Source organism: Salsuginibacillus kocurii DSM 18087, from assembly GCF_000377705.1.
In the GTDB taxonomy this organism is placed as follows: Bacteria; Bacillota; Bacilli; order Bacillales; family Marinococcaceae; genus Salsuginibacillus; species Salsuginibacillus kocurii.
Genome location: NZ_KB898628.1, coordinates 1 through 14,609, shown reverse-complemented (window position 1 = coordinate 14,609; position 14,609 = coordinate 1). Strand labels below are relative to the sequence as shown.

The 14,609-nt window shown below is 40.9% G+C and carries 16 protein-coding genes and 2 pseudogenes; 9 read left to right on the top strand and 9 right to left on the bottom strand.

Annotated elements, in window-relative coordinates; genetic code table 11:
• Positions 1-15: 15 nt before the first annotated feature.
• Together yqeH and D469_RS0112235 are read right to left on the bottom strand one after the other, a co-directional pair.
• Positions 16-1,122, bottom strand: coding sequence for a ribosome biogenesis GTPase YqeH (gene yqeH / locus D469_RS0112240; protein ID WP_018923683.1), 1,107 nt, complete (start codon positions 1,120-1,122; stop codon positions 16-18).
• The gene (locus D469_RS0112235; protein ID WP_018923682.1) at positions 1,115-1,648 is read right to left on the bottom strand and encodes a YqeG family HAD IIIA-type phosphatase; all 534 of its coding nucleotides are present in this window, start codon (positions 1,646-1,648) and stop codon (positions 1,115-1,117) included. The genes yqeH and D469_RS0112235 overlap by 8 nt, the downstream gene beginning before the upstream one ends.
• 376 nt (positions 1,649-2,024) lie before the next feature.
• On the opposite strand from D469_RS0112235, the gene sda reads away from it, so the two are divergent.
• The gene (sda, locus tag D469_RS21685) at positions 2,025-2,168 is read left to right on the top strand and encodes a sporulation histidine kinase inhibitor Sda (RefSeq protein WP_018923681.1); all 144 of its coding nucleotides are present in this window, start codon (positions 2,025-2,027) and stop codon (positions 2,166-2,168) included.
• A gap of 146 nt (positions 2,169-2,314) precedes the next feature.
• Here sda and D469_RS0112225 read toward each other — a convergent pair whose 3' ends face one another.
• On the bottom strand, positions 2,315-2,515 hold the full coding sequence (locus D469_RS0112225; protein ID WP_018923680.1) for a hypothetical protein: 201 nt from the start codon (positions 2,513-2,515) through the stop codon (positions 2,315-2,317).
• 321 nt (positions 2,516-2,836) lie between these two features.
• On the opposite strand from D469_RS0112225, the gene D469_RS0112220 reads away from it, so the two are divergent.
• The 6 genes from D469_RS0112220 to mnhG all read left to right on the top strand — a co-directional run bounded on the left by D469_RS0112220 (position 2,837) and on the right by mnhG (position 8,319).
• Positions 2,837-5,254: a Na+/H+ antiporter subunit A gene (locus D469_RS0112220; protein ID WP_018923679.1), complete on the top strand. Its 2,418-nt coding sequence runs from the start codon at positions 2,837-2,839 to the stop codon at positions 5,252-5,254.
• Between the two features lie 109 nt (positions 5,255-5,363).
• Positions 5,364-5,702, top strand: coding sequence for a Na(+)/H(+) antiporter subunit C (locus D469_RS0112210; protein WP_018923677.1), 339 nt, complete (start codon positions 5,364-5,366; stop codon positions 5,700-5,702).
• Positions 5,695-7,176, top strand: a complete 1,482-nt coding sequence (locus D469_RS0112205; protein WP_018923676.1) for a Na+/H+ antiporter subunit D — start codon at positions 5,695-5,697, stop codon at positions 7,174-7,176. Before D469_RS0112210 ends, D469_RS0112205 begins: the two co-directional genes overlap by 8 nt.
• A gap of 5 nt (positions 7,177-7,181) precedes the next feature.
• Positions 7,182-7,658, top strand: coding sequence for a Na+/H+ antiporter subunit E (locus D469_RS0112200; RefSeq protein ID WP_018923675.1), 477 nt, complete (start codon positions 7,182-7,184; stop codon positions 7,656-7,658).
• Positions 7,659-7,940: a Na(+)/H(+) antiporter subunit F1 gene (locus tag D469_RS0112195; RefSeq protein WP_018923674.1), complete on the top strand. Its 282-nt coding sequence runs from the start codon at positions 7,659-7,661 to the stop codon at positions 7,938-7,940.
• A complete protein-coding gene (gene mnhG / locus D469_RS0112190; protein WP_018923673.1) occupies positions 7,921-8,319 on the top strand; it encodes a monovalent cation/H(+) antiporter subunit G in 399 nt (132 codons plus the stop codon). Before D469_RS0112195 ends, mnhG begins: the two co-directional genes overlap by 20 nt.
• Before the next feature lie 76 nt (positions 8,320-8,395).
• Here mnhG and D469_RS0112185 read toward each other — a convergent pair whose 3' ends face one another.
• The 5 genes and pseudogenes from D469_RS0112185 to D469_RS0112165 form a co-directional block, all read right to left on the bottom strand.
• Positions 8,396-9,244 carry a (Fe-S)-binding protein gene (locus D469_RS0112185; protein WP_240473342.1) on the bottom strand — a complete coding sequence of 283 codons (849 nt, stop codon included), beginning with the start codon at positions 9,242-9,244 and terminating at the stop codon, positions 8,396-8,398.
• A gap of 151 nt (positions 9,245-9,395) precedes the next feature.
• Positions 9,396-10,345 (bottom strand): annotated as a pseudogene (locus D469_RS21680) (FAD-binding oxidoreductase); the annotation flags it as partial.
• A 110-nt stretch (positions 10,346-10,455) separates the two neighbouring features.
• The gene (locus tag D469_RS22595; protein WP_240473341.1) at positions 10,456-10,740 is read right to left on the bottom strand and encodes a helix-turn-helix domain-containing protein; all 285 of its coding nucleotides are present in this window, start codon (positions 10,738-10,740) and stop codon (positions 10,456-10,458) included.
• Positions 10,741-10,788: 48 nt separating this feature from the next.
• Positions 10,789-11,522 (bottom strand): annotated as a pseudogene (locus D469_RS22590) (sugar diacid recognition domain-containing protein); the annotation flags it as partial.
• Between the two features lie 43 nt (positions 11,523-11,565).
• The gene (locus D469_RS0112165; protein WP_018923669.1) at positions 11,566-12,351 is read right to left on the bottom strand and encodes a phosphatidylserine decarboxylase; all 786 of its coding nucleotides are present in this window, start codon (positions 12,349-12,351) and stop codon (positions 11,566-11,568) included.
• A 212-nt stretch (positions 12,352-12,563) separates the two neighbouring features.
• On the opposite strand from D469_RS0112165, the gene pssA reads away from it, so the two are divergent.
• Together pssA and D469_RS0112155 are read left to right on the top strand one after the other, a co-directional pair.
• Positions 12,564-13,103 (top strand): CDP-diacylglycerol--serine O-phosphatidyltransferase, encoded by a 540-nt coding sequence (pssA, locus tag D469_RS0112160; protein ID WP_018923668.1) that lies wholly within the window; start codon positions 12,564-12,566, stop codon positions 13,101-13,103.
• A 242-nt stretch (positions 13,104-13,345) separates the two neighbouring features.
• Positions 13,346-13,621 (top strand): HU family DNA-binding protein, encoded by a 276-nt coding sequence (locus tag D469_RS0112155; RefSeq protein WP_018923667.1) that lies wholly within the window; start codon positions 13,346-13,348, stop codon positions 13,619-13,621.
• A 100-nt stretch (positions 13,622-13,721) separates the two neighbouring features.
• Here D469_RS0112155 and sigK read toward each other — a convergent pair whose 3' ends face one another.
• The gene (gene sigK, locus D469_RS0112150) at positions 13,722-14,447 is read right to left on the bottom strand and encodes an RNA polymerase sporulation sigma factor SigK (protein WP_018923666.1); all 726 of its coding nucleotides are present in this window, start codon (positions 14,445-14,447) and stop codon (positions 13,722-13,724) included.
• Positions 14,448-14,609 lie beyond the last annotated feature (162 nt).

The window sequence follows — 14,609 nt, the reverse complement described above, 5'->3', positions numbered from 1 at the left end:
AAGCTTTCCTCCCTTTTAAATAATTGCTTCCCTTAAACTAACCTTTACTCCCTCAGGGGCAAACACGCATACGTGAGCCCCGCTTTCACGAACAGTAACCCAACCAAGACCAGGTATTACAATATCTGTCTTTTCCTCTTCAATAAAAAATTCATGTCTAACAAATGGAGGCAAGGCTTCGATTGTGTCTTTGTAAGGTGGTGATAACATTTCGCCTTTATGTTTTTCATAAAGCGCGTCAGCCTGCTCTGATTTGGTTCGGTGAATATAGAGAGAGTTCGACAAATAGCAAATGAAAGAATTACGCTCTCCCTCTAAAAAATCGAGCCTGGCTAAACCAGCAAAGAAAAGAGTCTGCTCAGAGTGAAGTTGATACACGGCAGGCTTTATTTCTTTAGTAGGGGTAATATCTTTAAGTTCATTTTTATCCAACACATGAGTAATTTGTTCTTCATTAATAATACCTGGCGTATCATATAACTTTGAGCCATCATCGAGTGGCAAGTCAAGCATATCAAGGGTAGTACCTGGAAAATGAGATGTGGTCAATAACTGTTCTTCATCCCCGCCAAATAACTGAATCAACGTATTGATAAAAGTCGACTTTCCAACATTGGTAGCACCGACAATGTAAACGTCTCTCCCTTTCCGGGCTTTATCCATTGCATGTGCCACTTTTTCTACATCATGCCCTTTGGAAGCGCTCATAAGTCGAACATCTTTAGGGATCACACCTCTTTTTTTCGCTTCCTCTCTCATCCAGAGCATGACTTTATTTTGATTTACCGATTCAGGCAGCAAATCACTTTTATTTCCGACTAGCATCACATCTTTTCTTCCTACATAAGAAGCTAAATCATCTAACCAAGACCCAGTAAAATCAAAAATGTCTACGATTTTAACGACTAGCGCATCTTCTTTACTGATCCGATTTAAGATAGCAATAAAGTCTTCGCTTGTTAAAGGAAGGTCAGGAACTTCATTATAATGCTTCAAACGAAAACATCGCTGGCAGATTACTACTTCTCGTTCTAATGCTTGGGAGGGGACGTATCCCAACTCATTTTTATTCTCGGTTTGTATAGATATCCCACAGCCTGAACAAATAACTTCTTCACTCATTTTCCTTGTGCTCCTTTCGTTCAATCACATACCCTTTTTTCTCCATGCGCTTCAATACTCGTCGCTCAATTTTTCTGTTTAATTTCGTAAAAACCCCATCTGTTGAGGCTACAGGAACAACTAAAATGGTGTAAAAGCCGCCTCTGTTTCCACCCAGCACGTCAGTTAAAAGCTGGTCACCTACTACTACAGCTTCTTCTTCCTTTACTTCCATCAATTGACACGCTTTTTTAAACGCACGGCGTGAAGGTTTTTTAGCAGAATGAATAAAAGTTAAACCTGCCGTTTCAGAAAAAGTCCGAACCCGCGTTTCATGGTTATTAGACACTACTGTTATTTTAAACCCTTCTTGATACAGCGTTTGCAACCACTCCATCACCTCAGGTGTAGCTTCTGGACGGTCCCATTCAACCAATGTATTATCAAGATCTGTAATGATCGCTTTATATCCGTTATCTTTCAATTCCTGCAGATCTATATCATAGATCGAAGTAACATGTTCGTTAGGCATAAAATATGTAATCATAGTGACCGCTCCCTTAAGTGGTTGAAACGCCGTTTAATAATCTTATACTAACCTCGAAGTATAACTTTTTCTACTGATTTTTTCAAACAAGACAACCACTGAGAAAAAAAGGTAAAAAAATTTTTCGACACCTCTTTTCACGACTTTTCTGTGTGGATAAGTAACTAACATTATCCACCCATAAACTATCCGCAATCTAGTAGTTCTGCACACTGCGTCCACAAGTTATCCACCATCCGTTGTGGATATTCGAACGATTGTTCTAGAATAAAAGACATGATACGATTTATGTGTTCAGTTTAGATTTCCTCCTAAAAGGTAAATGGAAATAAGAGTTGTAAAATTTTAAGGGGGTGAACAGCCTTAAGGCTGCAGCATGAAACAGTTAACAGATGACTTACTTATTGAAGCATATGAAGAAGCCATAAACTTACGATTAAATAAAGAGTTCATAAAGTTACTTGAACTAGAAATGGAAAAAAGAAGCTTATCAGTCCCCATGATGGCCTCTTCCTTTTAAATTTAAATGAAGTTTTTCATTTAAAAAAGCCGGGTCCTTCTATTAAAGAAGCCACGGCTTTTTTGTTTATCCAATAATCTATACGCACATAATAATACAAGCTACGTTATCAACTGCCCACCTCTTGCTATTACAAAGGAGCATATCTAAGGAGATATTATGCGTACATACTCTCGTTCATCAAGCATCGGCCGATAGATGGTTGGCGTCATCTCAATAAATAAGGCCTCTTCCTCCTCAAGATTTTGAGCTGGCTCTATTGCTCGAAAATAAAATAGTTCAGCCGCCCAACTTGTTAAAAACAGGGTGAGAAATAAAGATATGCTCATAATTCCTTTTCTTTTCATATCGCATCACCTTGTTCTAGCTTGAGAAAAAAGTTCAATTTCTATTCACTTTTTTAAAATTTTTTCATTCGAGTTTCTTCATATTTATAATCAGTTGAGCAAACCCTTATAATTAAAGGGCTACAGGATGCATTGGATGCTAATTTCAGTTATAATTTATTCTAGTTGTTTTTTGGCTGGCTATGGGTGAAACTAATCATTAAAGAAAAGTAAAACCGTGCCCACACAAGTATCATCTGTCGCAGAAGCTTTAAGGAGCTTCTCTACTTGTGTTCACCAAAATATACAGCCTATGCAAGATAAAAGGAGGTAATTCGGTTCATGACTTGGTTGCACTGGGCGATTGTTTCGCCTTTTCTGCTCGCAATATTAATACCTTTTTTCTACAGGTATTTACGAAATGTACATACAGGCTGGTTTGTACTCGTACTGCCAACTGTACTCTTCGTTTTCTTTTTGACATACTTACCCATCACATCAGATGGCAATACAGTAGAGGAATCCGTTCCCTGGGTGCCTTCGCTGGGCATTTATTTTAATGCTTATGTAGATGGACTTAGCTTGTTATTTGCTTTATTAATATCAGGGATCGGTGCGCTTGTTGTTCTTTATTCGATTTTCTACTTGTCGAAAAAAACCGAAGCATTAAACAACTTTTATGTGTACTTATTGATGTTTATGGGTGCCATGCTGGGGGTTGTGCTCTCGGACAACCTTATTGTCCTCTACGTGTTTTGGGAACTGACAAGTTTGGCTTCAAGCTTATTGATCAGTTATTGGTTCCACCGGGATAAATCCACTTACGGAGCTCAGAAATCAATGTTGATCACCGTATTTGGTGGTTTCTCCATGCTTGGTGGTTTCTCCATGCTGTATGTAATTACTGGCACCTTCAGCATTCAGGGGATTATTGAACAAGCAGACGCGGTTCTGCAAAGTCCGCTTTTCTTGCCAACAATGCTCTTGGTTCTACTTGGGGCCTTTACTAAATCAGCACAATTTCCATTTCACATCTGGCTTCCGGACGCGATGGAAGCTCCTACACCTGTTAGTGCTTACTTGCACTCCGCAACAATGGTTAAAGCAGGCATTTATTTAGTGGCACGGTTAACGCCAGTTTTCGGTGGGACTCCGGAATGGTTCTGGCTCTTGTCTGGCTTTGGTATTGTTACGTTAATGTGGGGCTCCATATCTGCAGTCCGGCAAAAAGATTTAAAATCTATTTTGGCCTTTTCTACTGTCAGCCAGCTGGGCTTAATTATGTGCTTGCTCGGGCTCGGCTCTGCAGCACTTTACTTTGGGCCTGGAAATGAGGCTCAACTTTACAGCGCAGCCACATTAGCTGCTGTTTTCCACTTGATTAACCATGCTACCTTTAAAGGCAGCTTGTTTATGACAGCAGGGATTGTCGACCATGAAACGGGGACACGGGATATTCGCAAATTGGGCGGATTGATGACACTCATGCCAATCACCTTTACAATATCGCTCGTGGGCACCGCGGCAATGGCTGGCCTGCCCCCGTTCAACGGATTTTTAAGTAAAGAAATGTTCTTCACTGGAACATTGCAAGCTTATGACTTAACCATTTTTAACATGGAAAACGTGGGGTTGATTTTTCCGGTGTTTGCATGGATTGCCAGTATATTTACCTTTTTATACTGTCTGATTCTGTTCTTTAGAACCTTTACTGGAAAATTTGAACCTAAAAACTACGATAAACACGTTCATGAAGCGCCAATGGGAATGCTTATCAGCCCGATCGTTCTTGGTTCACTGGTCATTATATTTGGCCTTTTCCCGAACGTCCTGGCTTATACTTTAATTGAACCAGCCATGGTGTCAATTTTGCCTAATGCGCTTGCTACCGGTGAATCATTTGTTGTCGACATTTATCACTGGCACGGTTTTAACACGGAAATCTTCATGACAGTGGGAGTCATAGCCTTTGGTTCTTACCTGTTTGTTAACATGGATAAATGGAACAATTCCCGTTTTTATTTGGGAGAACGAGATCCATTTAATAAATCTTATGACGGCATGCTTGCAAACTTAATTTCTGGTTCTCAAGCCGTCACTCGTATTCAGATGACTGGCCTCTTGCGTGATTATTTTGCATACATGCTTGTATTTATGATTTTACTACTGCTTTATTCCATGTTTAGATTTGACGCCTTTGCGATTAATCTAACAGATGCTACTCCAATAGCTGGCTACATTTGGGTGCTTACGGTCATCTTTATTGCAGCGACGCTTATGATTCCATTTATCAATCATCGAATTACCGCTGTGATTGCTATTGGTATTATCGGGTTCTTGCTTGCCCTCTTCTTTGTAATCTTCCGGGCGCCCGATTTAGCACTCACTCAGCTTCTAGTTGAAACGGTAATGGTTATCTTGTTATTGCTGGCTTTCTATCATCTGCCAGAGTTAAGGAAAGAAACCTTCAAACCGGTATTTAAGTTTACGAACTTTATCATTTCAGCCGGTATTGGGATTACGGTTACACTCATTGCATTGAGTGCTCAAGACTTGCGCTTTAACAATGGTTTTGAGGCGATTTCTGAATACTTTATTGAGAATTCTTATGACCTAGCCGGCGGTAAAAACATGGTTAACATTATCCTTGTAGATTTTCGTGCCTTAGATACTATTTTGGAAGTGCTCGTCCTTGCCATTGCAGCCTTAGGGGTTGTAGCAATGATTAAAATGAAATTTAAAGGAGGAGAAGACGTTTAATGTTCTACAGTGAATATATGTCACCGGCGTATAACCTTCTCCTCTTTTTGGACCGCCCCTTTACCCTCCCCCTGCAGGAGCGCGTGAATAAGATTGGAGGGCTTACGACATGGAAATTTTAATGTCCGTTACAGTCGGCGTACTGTTTATGGTCGGTGTCTACATGATTTTGACAAAAAGTATACTGCGCGTTGTCATGGGGCTGATGTTGATGTCTCATGGCGCGCACCTCCTTCTTCTAGTGATGTCAGGCTTAAAAGAAGGCGGCCCCCCACTACTCGGGGAAGACTTGACTTATTATAGTGACCCGTTGCCACAAGCTTTAATATTAACGGCGATCGTTATCAGTTTTGGTGTCACGTCGTTTATACTCGTACTTGCTTATCGCACGTACAAAGTTCATAAAACTGATGATTTAGATAAATTGAGGGGTACTGCTGATGAATAGTCTCGTTATAATGCCAGTTCTGCTCCCGTTTCTAATCGGGACCATTCTCATATTCTTTGCAAAAAAACATCAAATCCAGCGTGTGATTAGTGGGATTACGATGAGCGCCCTCCTAATCATTTCTGTTGTCCTTGCGGTTGTCGTTTACCAAGAAGGGATACAGGTAAGTGAACTTGGGAGCTGGGAAGCACCATTTGGGATTATTTTTGTTGCTGATATGTTTGCAACAATGATGGTGGTTCTTTCCGGGATCGTTGGATTTTCCTGTCTGTTCTTTGCGTATAAGACAATTACGCCAGTTCGCGAAAAGTATTACTTTTACCCATTTTACTTTTTCTTGTTAACCGGAGTTAACGGTGCGTTTCTAACGGGAGATTTGTTTAACCTATTCGTCTTTTTTGAAGTAATGCTGCTTGCCTCATATATTTTAATTGTACACGGCAATTCAGCTTATCAGCTCCGTGAATCTTTTAAATATGTGGCGATAAACATTTTTGCTTCCATCTTCTTCATTGTAGGTGTGGCCTATATTTATGCAGCTACAGGTACGCTTAACTTTGCCCACCTGGCTGAAAGAATTGCGGAGATGGAACAAACTGGTGTCTTAAATGTTATTGCGATATTGTTATTACTTGTCTTTGCAATGAAAGGTGCATTGTTCCCACTGTATTTCTGGCTTCCACGGTCTTACTACGGACCACCTGCTGCCATTGCTGCTTTATTCGGCGGCTTGCTGACGAAAGTTGGAATCTATGCGATCATTCGTACCTTTACGCTTATTTTTAACCATGACCCTACCTTTACTCATAACATCATTTTAGCGCTTGCCGGCTTTACGATGTTATTTGGGGTTCTTGGCGCTGTCTCACAATTTGACTTCAAGCGGATTCTTTCCTATCACATTATTAGCCAGGTTGGCTACATGGTAATGGGACTTGGGCTCTTTACTCCGCTCGCCATAGCTGGTGCCATTTACTATATTGCCCACCATATCATCGTTAAAGCTGCCTTGTTCTTATTTGCAGGGGCAGCGCAAAAAGTAACTGGAGAAACAGATTTGAAAAAAATGGGTGGTCTTTTAAAAACACATCCATGGATGGCTTGGCTATTCTTTATCTCAGCCATTTCACTTGCAGGCATACCGCCGCTCAGCGGTTTCTTTAGTAAGTTTCCATTAATTTTATCTGGTTTCGAAGAAGGGCGTTATGTCATTGTAACAGTGGCCTTGATAGTCGGTCTGCTCACACTCTTTTCAATGATGAAAATCTTTATGTACGCCTTTTGGGGGGAGCAAAAGCATACAGAAGAACAAGCAAAAATACCAGTCCGTTCCGTTCTTCTGCCAATTGCACCACTGGTAGCTCTTACTATTATCCTCGGGTTTGGTGCAGAACCAATCTTCTCCTACTCAATGGAGATTGCTGAAGAATTGCTTGAACCGTCCGTTTACATTCAATCTGTGCTTAAGGAGTAGATCGTATGGCTTTTCAAATTTTATTAAACATTCTTATAGCCATCATCTGGGTCGCCCTGCAGAATTCGTATACGTTTTTGGATTTTCTCATCGGATTTATTGTTGGTGCACTTGTGCTGCTTGTTTTACAAAATGTGCTTCGGTTTGACTTTTATATGCGCCGAGTCTATGCAGGCATTAAGCTTATTCTCCTTTTTATTAAGGAATTAATCTTGTCAAACATTGATATGATTAAGATTGTCCTTAGCCCGAAATTAAACAATCAACCTGGAATTGTAGCCGTCCCCACTCAGCTAGAAACTGAATGGGAAGTAACTCTTCTTGCGAGCATTGTTTCCCTAACTCCGGGCACCCTGTCTATGGACTTCTCTGAGGACGGTCAAACCATTTACATTCATAACATTCATGTGCCAGACCGAGAAGAGATGATTCGTGAGATCCAAGAGAAGTTTGAACGGGCTATTATGGAGGTGACACGTTAGATGTTTGACACGTTGTTATTAGTCGTTCTCATCCTGATGTCACTTTCCTTGTTAGCTTGTTTAATTCGAGCGATTGTAGGACCGGATATGTCGGATCGAGTCGTCGCACTTGATACGTTTGGCTTGAATTTAATTGGCTTTATCGGTGTGATAATGATGGTACAGGGCACTGCCGCTTATTCGGAAGTAATTCTTGTAATCGGGATTTTAGCCTTTATCGGCTCGATCGCTCTGGCTAAATTTTTAGAAAGAGGTGTCGTGATTGACCGAGATTCTAATTAGTATTTTCGTTTTAATCGGTGCATTTTTTAGTTTGCTCGGCTCAGTCGGCATTCTCAGACTCCCTGATGTGTACGGCCGCATTCACGCTGCAACGAAGAGTGCGACACTTGGTGTGATCTCCACGATGATTGGAACCTTTCTTTACTTTCTCTTGTTTGATGGAGTATTTGTAGGTAAGCTCTTGTTGGTCATTCTATTTGTCTTTTTAACTGCCCCCGTGGCTGCACAGATCATTTCTCGTTCAGCCCACCGGATTGGCGTTCCACTCTGGACAGAAAGCCGGACCGATGAACTCAAAGCTACGTATCCAGAAAATTATCAAGAGCTTCATCGCCCGACGGAGTCCCCAACGGAGGAAGAATCACGAGGACAAACGTAAAACGAAGCGGAAAGTGACTCATAAGACTTATAAAACCCCGATCCGTTCTTTACGGCTCGGGGTTTTAATCTCTTATTTATGCATCATGTTCCTGTTCATAACCTGCGGCTTCGGCCAACAGATCTATTAAGTGAATAGCTCGTATAGAATCTGTCAGCTCTTTTCTTTCGATTCCTACTTTCATTTGTAACAGACAGCCTGGGTTTGAAGTAACAATTGTCGTGGCCTTGGTCCCTTTAGCATGGTCCATCTTATGATCAATGATTTGCATTGACATTTCAGGTTGGAGGAGGTTATAGATGCCAGCTGATCCACAACAACGGTCGGATTCTTTCATTTCTACATAAGTTACGCCTTTGATTTGGTTCATCAACTTTCTTGGCGCGGAGGCTGTTCGCATTACATTTCGTAAATGGCACGAGTCCTGGTATGTAATACGCTGGGCCGGCAATGAGAGTTGCAAATTTTCAGTTCCTAGTGAGTATAACAATTCGGACACATCGGTGATTTTACTTACAAAGGGTCGAGCCCGCTCCTGCCATTTTGGTTCATCTGAAAGCAAGTGATCATACTCGGTTAAAATAGCCCCGCACCCACCTGCATTGGAAATAATAGCTTCAATCTCAGCCTCTTCAAAGGCCTGTATATTAGCCTTGGCCAACTCTTTAGCTTTCTCTTTTTCCCCGCTGTGAGCATGGAGTGCACCACAACAATTTTGCGTCTCAGGGATCAAAATTTCGCAACCTGCTTTTTTAAGCAAGAAAAGCGTCTTTTCATTCGTCTCTTTAAACATCGTTTCCATTAAACAGCCGGAGAAAAAAGCAACTTTCTTTTTGGCTTTCCCATCCGGGGTAATGTGATGCGGACGAGCTTTTAATCGAGATGGCGAAGGAACTTGAGGAATGACTTTTTCCATGGTACTCATTTTACCTGGCAGCACCCTCAATACATTAGACTTTTGGATAATTTTTTGGATGCCACTCTTTTGGTAAAACCAAAGCAACCCTGTCATTTTACGAATACGACCTTGATAAGGAAAAAACTGTTTAAAGGCCACATGACGAAGTGTCGGGTTCAGCAAGCCCTTCTTCTATTGTAGCAGCAATTTGAATCTCATTTGCTTGCTTAAACTCGCAAACCTGGGCAAGGCGTTCCATATCTCTTTTAACTACTTCTTCCGGTCCGTCTTGTTCTATTAACAAAACAGCTCCTGCTTCAACCGGAAGCCCGATTTGAGCATACTCTTCTACCACTTCTAGCGTCCCTTTATCAATAAATTCAAGCGTGGCTGGAATAATTTGTTCACTAATAATAGCTGATACCGTTTCAGCAGCTTCTTCTACTTCTTCAAATATAGCCAACATCTTGTTTCGTTTCTGGCTTCGGCACCAGCTTAAGAGTGGCTTCAGTTATAATTCCAAGTGTTCCCTCAGCCCCTACCATGAGGCGGGTAAAATCATACCCTGCTACATCTTTTGTGCTTCCCGCCAGTTCGTATCACTTCACCATTTGGTAAAACGGTTTCAAGTCCGAGAACATAATCCCTGGTCACTCCATATTTTAAGCCTCTTAATCCACCAGTACCTTCGTTAATGTTCCCTCCAATAGTAGAGATTTTCATCGAACTAGGATCCGGAGGGTAAAATAGGCCTTTTTCTTCTACCTTATTAATAAGATCAAGCGTGACCGCTCCGGGCTGTACTGTAACTGTTAAGTTGTCTTCTTCGATTTCTAAAATTTGATCCATTCGGGTAAATAACAGCACTATACCACCTGCCGTTGGCGTCGTTCCTGCACATAAATTGGTGCCCGAACCCCGCGGTGCAATAGGCAGCTTTTCTTCATTTGCCACCTTAACAATCTCTTGAATTTCTATGGTACAACCAGGCTTTACCACTGCATCCGGCATCGCTTGAAAGTTTGGGGTCGCGTCATATGAATATACAAGCAGCTGGTCTTTTCTATCAAGCAGATGGTTTTCCCCAACTATTTTGGTTAGCTTTTCCTTTACACTCTCCTTAAGCAATGAACACCACACCCTTACTAGTCTTTTTTTTAGTATAAGGGGGCGACGATGTAAAATCTATATTCAAATACACAAATATATCCCTTAATAATCACCTTTAAACTGTGTAACTACCTAATCGCCTTTAAACAGGAGGGCCAGGTATAATGTGACAAGGTCTCTAGTATGTTGAGGAACAAGAGATGTTTCTCACTAATGCGCCTCAATCGATCATGAATTGTGTTTGGATGTAGATCTAATTGAGCTGATGTCTCTACAACTTTTCGGTCAGAGTCAAAATAAACCCTAAGTGTTTTAAGTAATTCAGGCTCCCCCTCAATCGGTGCTAATACATCCTTAACCAATTTATGTTTTGTGTTTTCGGTAACATCCGTTAAAATCCGTTCAAGAGCCATTTCCTTGTACCATTGTAATGGTACTGCTTGGATTGTTGCTTCCAATGCAGTATTAGCTTCTGCCCAAGCCTCATTTAAACTAACACTATCGTGCGCTTTCTCACCAACCCCTGCCCACACAAACTTGCCACTGCTTTCAGCTAATTGTCTGCGTAAACGATCACTCGAATGCATAGCACGCTCTTCTTTTTTAATTAGTAATAATAGTGTCGCTTCACCCCAGCGAATAAAGAGTTCTACGTTAACTTGTTCAGTTAATTCATGGTGCGTTTTCAATACGTATCGTTGCCATTCTCTTGATAAAGGAGCAGCAAACCGGTAAAGAACAAGATATTTCTCTCCATATACATTTATATTTAATAAACGTGCACGTTCATTGAAGTTTGATGTATCAACAGTTTGGTAGACCCATTCATATGTAAACATTTCAAGGCTTCGTTCTTCCGCTTCAAAACGAGCTACAGCTTCAGCCTCTTGCAACATCCACTCAATCATTTTTTGTACAAGCTGTGCGTAAGGTGCAATAGTATGAGGTTCCCCTGTCCTAACACTCCAATGGTTTCATCATGAAGATGAAGCGGAACATTCACTCCTGCTTTTACCCCTTTTAGCTGTTTTGCCTCTTGAGTGGTTAGCATTTTTGTCTCATCTGCAACCAATACTAATAAACTACCTTCATGAAAGGTATGAATTCTGCTTTCATCACTACTTGCAATAACCCGGCCAGATGTATTTATAACAATCACATCTTCATTTAAGACATGGTGTACTTCTTCTACCATTTGCGCAGCAATCGATTAAAGAAATGACATTTATAGCTTCCTCTCATTTTTTACTGAAAGCTGCAACCGCCTCTCCCATTTTCACATGTTCCCCTGCTTGAGATGAGGTATCTTTTAACATATCTGCTTCTGTCAAGAGTATAACTGTAGAACCAAAGGAAAAAAAACCTACCTCTTCACCTTTTTTCCAGCTTGTCCGTAGATGAGTGGGGTGTACAGCATTCACATTTAAAGCTCCTACCTTAGCAAGTACAGCATTTTGCCCAGCCCGTTCTAAGTAGGTGAGCAAGCGGTAATTGGTGGAAAGAGGGCGTTTGCCAAGCTTAAGTCCGAGTTCATTTACAGGGGCTGATCCTTTACCTAAAGCCCAGCGGGAAAGAACATGACAATCAAAAGGAGCATGAATTCGATGGTAATCCCCTGGAGCTAAATAAAAAATCATATACCGCCCGCCCTTAAATTGTTCTGCGAGCTTTTTTGATCCTAATAATTCATCTAAGGGATATGCTTGCCCTTTGATATGAAAGGAAGCGTCTGGAGTAATAGTTCCTGTCCCTCCAAGCAAACCATCCACCGGACTTATAACCGCCCCGGGGGCAGTAGGCAGAGGCCTTACATCTTCTTTTAATTTTCTACAAAAATAAGATTGTAAAGATTGATATTGAGAAAGCGGTTTTTCCGCTTCTTCTGTATTGATATTGTACGTAGCAGCAAACGATCGAATCAATGGCCTGCTTAACCGAGAGCACGTAAAACGTCGGATGCAGGATGCAACCAAACGAGAAGAAGATAAATCAACAAAGGATTGGTAGATTTTGTGCCTTAGCATTTTTTTGGCCTCCGTTAGTATCATTATGGGAATTCTTTAGTTATAGCGGTAGATGACGCTCCCTGTCTATGATACATTATAAAATGAAACATCTAAACAATGACGTTTGCTTGAAATACAATCCGGGTATGAACTAGTATTATTCTTTGCGCTTTTTTATCATTCGAAGCAGGGCTATTCCCACTTCGAATAAAACCTTTGAGGTGATTATATTGTATTGGCTTTATTCTTTCGATGAAACGGTGAAAAAAATAAAAAGTCAGGCAGCTAATGCATTGACTATTTTAAATTTAGGATTAGGTGCCCTCGCCATATTTTACACGTTCCATCATCAAATAGGGCTCGCTATTTTGCTAATTACATTAGCTGCAGTTTTTGATCGTTTGGACGGCATTGTTGCTCGTAAACTTGATATTGTTTCTGATTTTGGCAAACAGTTAGATTCACTTTGTGACTTGATATCCTTTGGCATGGCTCCAGCAATACTCGTATATATGACAGCCTTATATGAATTTGGGATCTCCGGTGTATTTTTCGGCGTACTCTTTATTGCTTGTGGCGCGATTCGTCTGGCTAAGTTTAATTTAATGGAAGAAAACGGATATTTCATTGGGCTTCCCATTACAGCAGCAGGCTCCATTCTTACTGTCTCTGCTTTGCTTGAAGGAATAATTGCTGATGTATGGTTTATGATTCTTCTCTTTATTCTTGCCTTTTTAATGATCGGTCCGTTCCGATTGAAAAAAATGTAATCCCAGATTTAACTGTATAAAAGCCCATTATCCCAGCTAATATGGTATGAGAACTGGTTTTGCCCGTTTTAGAAACAAATTTGGATATTTTTATATCCATATGGCTAACTTTTGTTAAGATCACTCCTTTTTCTAAGGAAAAATACTCGAAATTCCGCCACAAGACTTGACACGACAGGGGTTTCATGAGTAAATTTGGTATGTGCAGGCATAATATTTAAGGAATGAAAGGGAGTTTTTTCATGAACAAGACAGATCTTATCAACGCTGTAGCTGAACATGCTGATCTTTCTAAAAAAGATGCTTCTAAAGCCGTTGACGCAGTATTTGACAGCATTACAAATACCCTTAAAGATGGGGACAAGGTTCAGCTAGTAGGCTTCGGCAGCTTTGAAGTACGTGAACGTTCATCCCGTAAAGGGCGTAACCCACAAACTGGCGCCGAAATTGAAATCCCTTCAACAAAGAACCCTGCTTTCCGTCCAGGTAAGCAACTAAAAGATTCAGTAAACAGCTAATACACTTGTGCAAGGAACTCCCGTTTCACCAGGAACGGGGGTTCTTATTAAAGAACCATTTTTTTGCCGCCGAGATATTACCTTTTTTCTTCAAGGCGTTTTACTTTTTGCCGTTTCGTTCTTTCAACGATTTTTCTGCCCGATACATGGCTTGAAATAACTTTAAGAGCGCTCGCTTTTCAATTCGTGAAACATAGCTCCGGGAAATACCCAGTGACTGTGCAATGTCACGTTGCGTCCTTTCTTTTTCAGTCCCTACTCCGAACCGGGTCATAATCACTTCTTTTTCTCGTTCATCCAGCACATGCAAATGCTCATAAATTTGCTTTTTTTCCATTTTAAGCTGAATTTCTTCAAGCACATCAGGAGCATCATCTTGAAGAATATCCACCAACGCTAGTTCATTTCCTTCCTTATCCGCACCAATTGGGTCATGCAGCGAAATGTCTTTCTTTACTTTTTTTAAGGCTCTTAAATGCATGAGAATTTCATTTTCTACACAACGTGCTGCATATGTGGCAAGCTTTGTACCTTTATTTGGCGAATAACTTTCAATTCCCTTGATTAAACCAATCGTACCGATTGAAATGAGATCCTCGGTTTCTTCTTTTGTATTTTCAAATTTCTTAACGATATGGGCCACTAGTCGCAAGTTATGCTCGATCAGACGGTTTCTTGCTTCCTGGTCGCCTTCCTGCATAGCCTCTAAACATCTCGCTTCTTCCTCTTTAGACAAAGGTTGTGGAAAGGCATGATTTTTCATGTACGCGACAAAGACCATCACTTCACGGAACACAAATCCCAGCAAGGTCATAACACTCGACATTCCCATCCCTCCTTTTTGCCTCTCCTTTACGCTATGCAGGCTATTGCCTACCCGTGCGTGTACACTTAAGAAAATAAGTATAAGCTTTTTTAGAGCATAACTCGTTCTGCGTTAAGTTCTAAGCGTATAAGAAAGGATGGGATGCAATGAACCCGTTTTCGA

Excerpts from the sequence above, each read along its gene's own strand:
- D469_RS0112155 (WP_018923667.1), top strand. The coding sequence starts at position 13,346 with ATGAACAAGACAGATCTTATCAACGCTGTAGCTGAACATGCTGATCTT.
- D469_RS0112165 (WP_018923669.1), bottom strand. The coding sequence starts at position 12,351 with ATGCTAAGGCACAAAATCTACCAATCCTTTGTTGATTTATCTTCTTCT.
- D469_RS0112195 (WP_018923674.1), top strand. The coding sequence starts at position 7,659 with ATGTTTGACACGTTGTTATTAGTCGTTCTCATCCTGATGTCACTTTCC.
- D469_RS0112225 (WP_018923680.1), bottom strand. The coding sequence starts at position 2,515 with ATGAAAAGAAAAGGAATTATGAGCATATCTTTATTTCTCACCCTGTTT.
- D469_RS0112210 (WP_018923677.1), top strand. The coding sequence starts at position 5,364 with ATGGAAATTTTAATGTCCGTTACAGTCGGCGTACTGTTTATGGTCGGT.
- D469_RS0112205 (WP_018923676.1), top strand. The coding sequence starts at position 5,695 with ATGAATAGTCTCGTTATAATGCCAGTTCTGCTCCCGTTTCTAATCGGG.
- yqeH (WP_018923683.1), bottom strand. The coding sequence starts at position 1,122 with ATGAGTGAAGAAGTTATTTGTTCAGGCTGTGGGATATCTATACAAACC.
- sigK (WP_018923666.1), bottom strand. The coding sequence starts at position 14,447 with ATGTCGAGTGTTATGACCTTGCTGGGATTTGTGTTCCGTGAAGTGATG.
- D469_RS0112220 (WP_018923679.1), top strand. The coding sequence starts at position 2,837 with ATGACTTGGTTGCACTGGGCGATTGTTTCGCCTTTTCTGCTCGCAATA.
- D469_RS0112185 (WP_240473342.1), bottom strand. The coding sequence starts at position 9,244 with ATGAGTACCATGGAAAAAGTCATTCCTCAAGTTCCTTCGCCATCTCGA.
- D469_RS0112200 (WP_018923675.1), top strand. The coding sequence starts at position 7,182 with ATGGCTTTTCAAATTTTATTAAACATTCTTATAGCCATCATCTGGGTC.
- D469_RS0112235 (WP_018923682.1), bottom strand. The coding sequence starts at position 1,648 with ATGATTACATATTTTATGCCTAACGAACATGTTACTTCGATCTATGAT.
- sda (WP_018923681.1), top strand. The coding sequence starts at position 2,025 with ATGAAACAGTTAACAGATGACTTACTTATTGAAGCATATGAAGAAGCC.
- D469_RS22595 (WP_240473341.1), bottom strand. The coding sequence starts at position 10,740 with ATGGCTCTTGAACGGATTTTAACGGATGTTACCGAAAACACAAAACAT.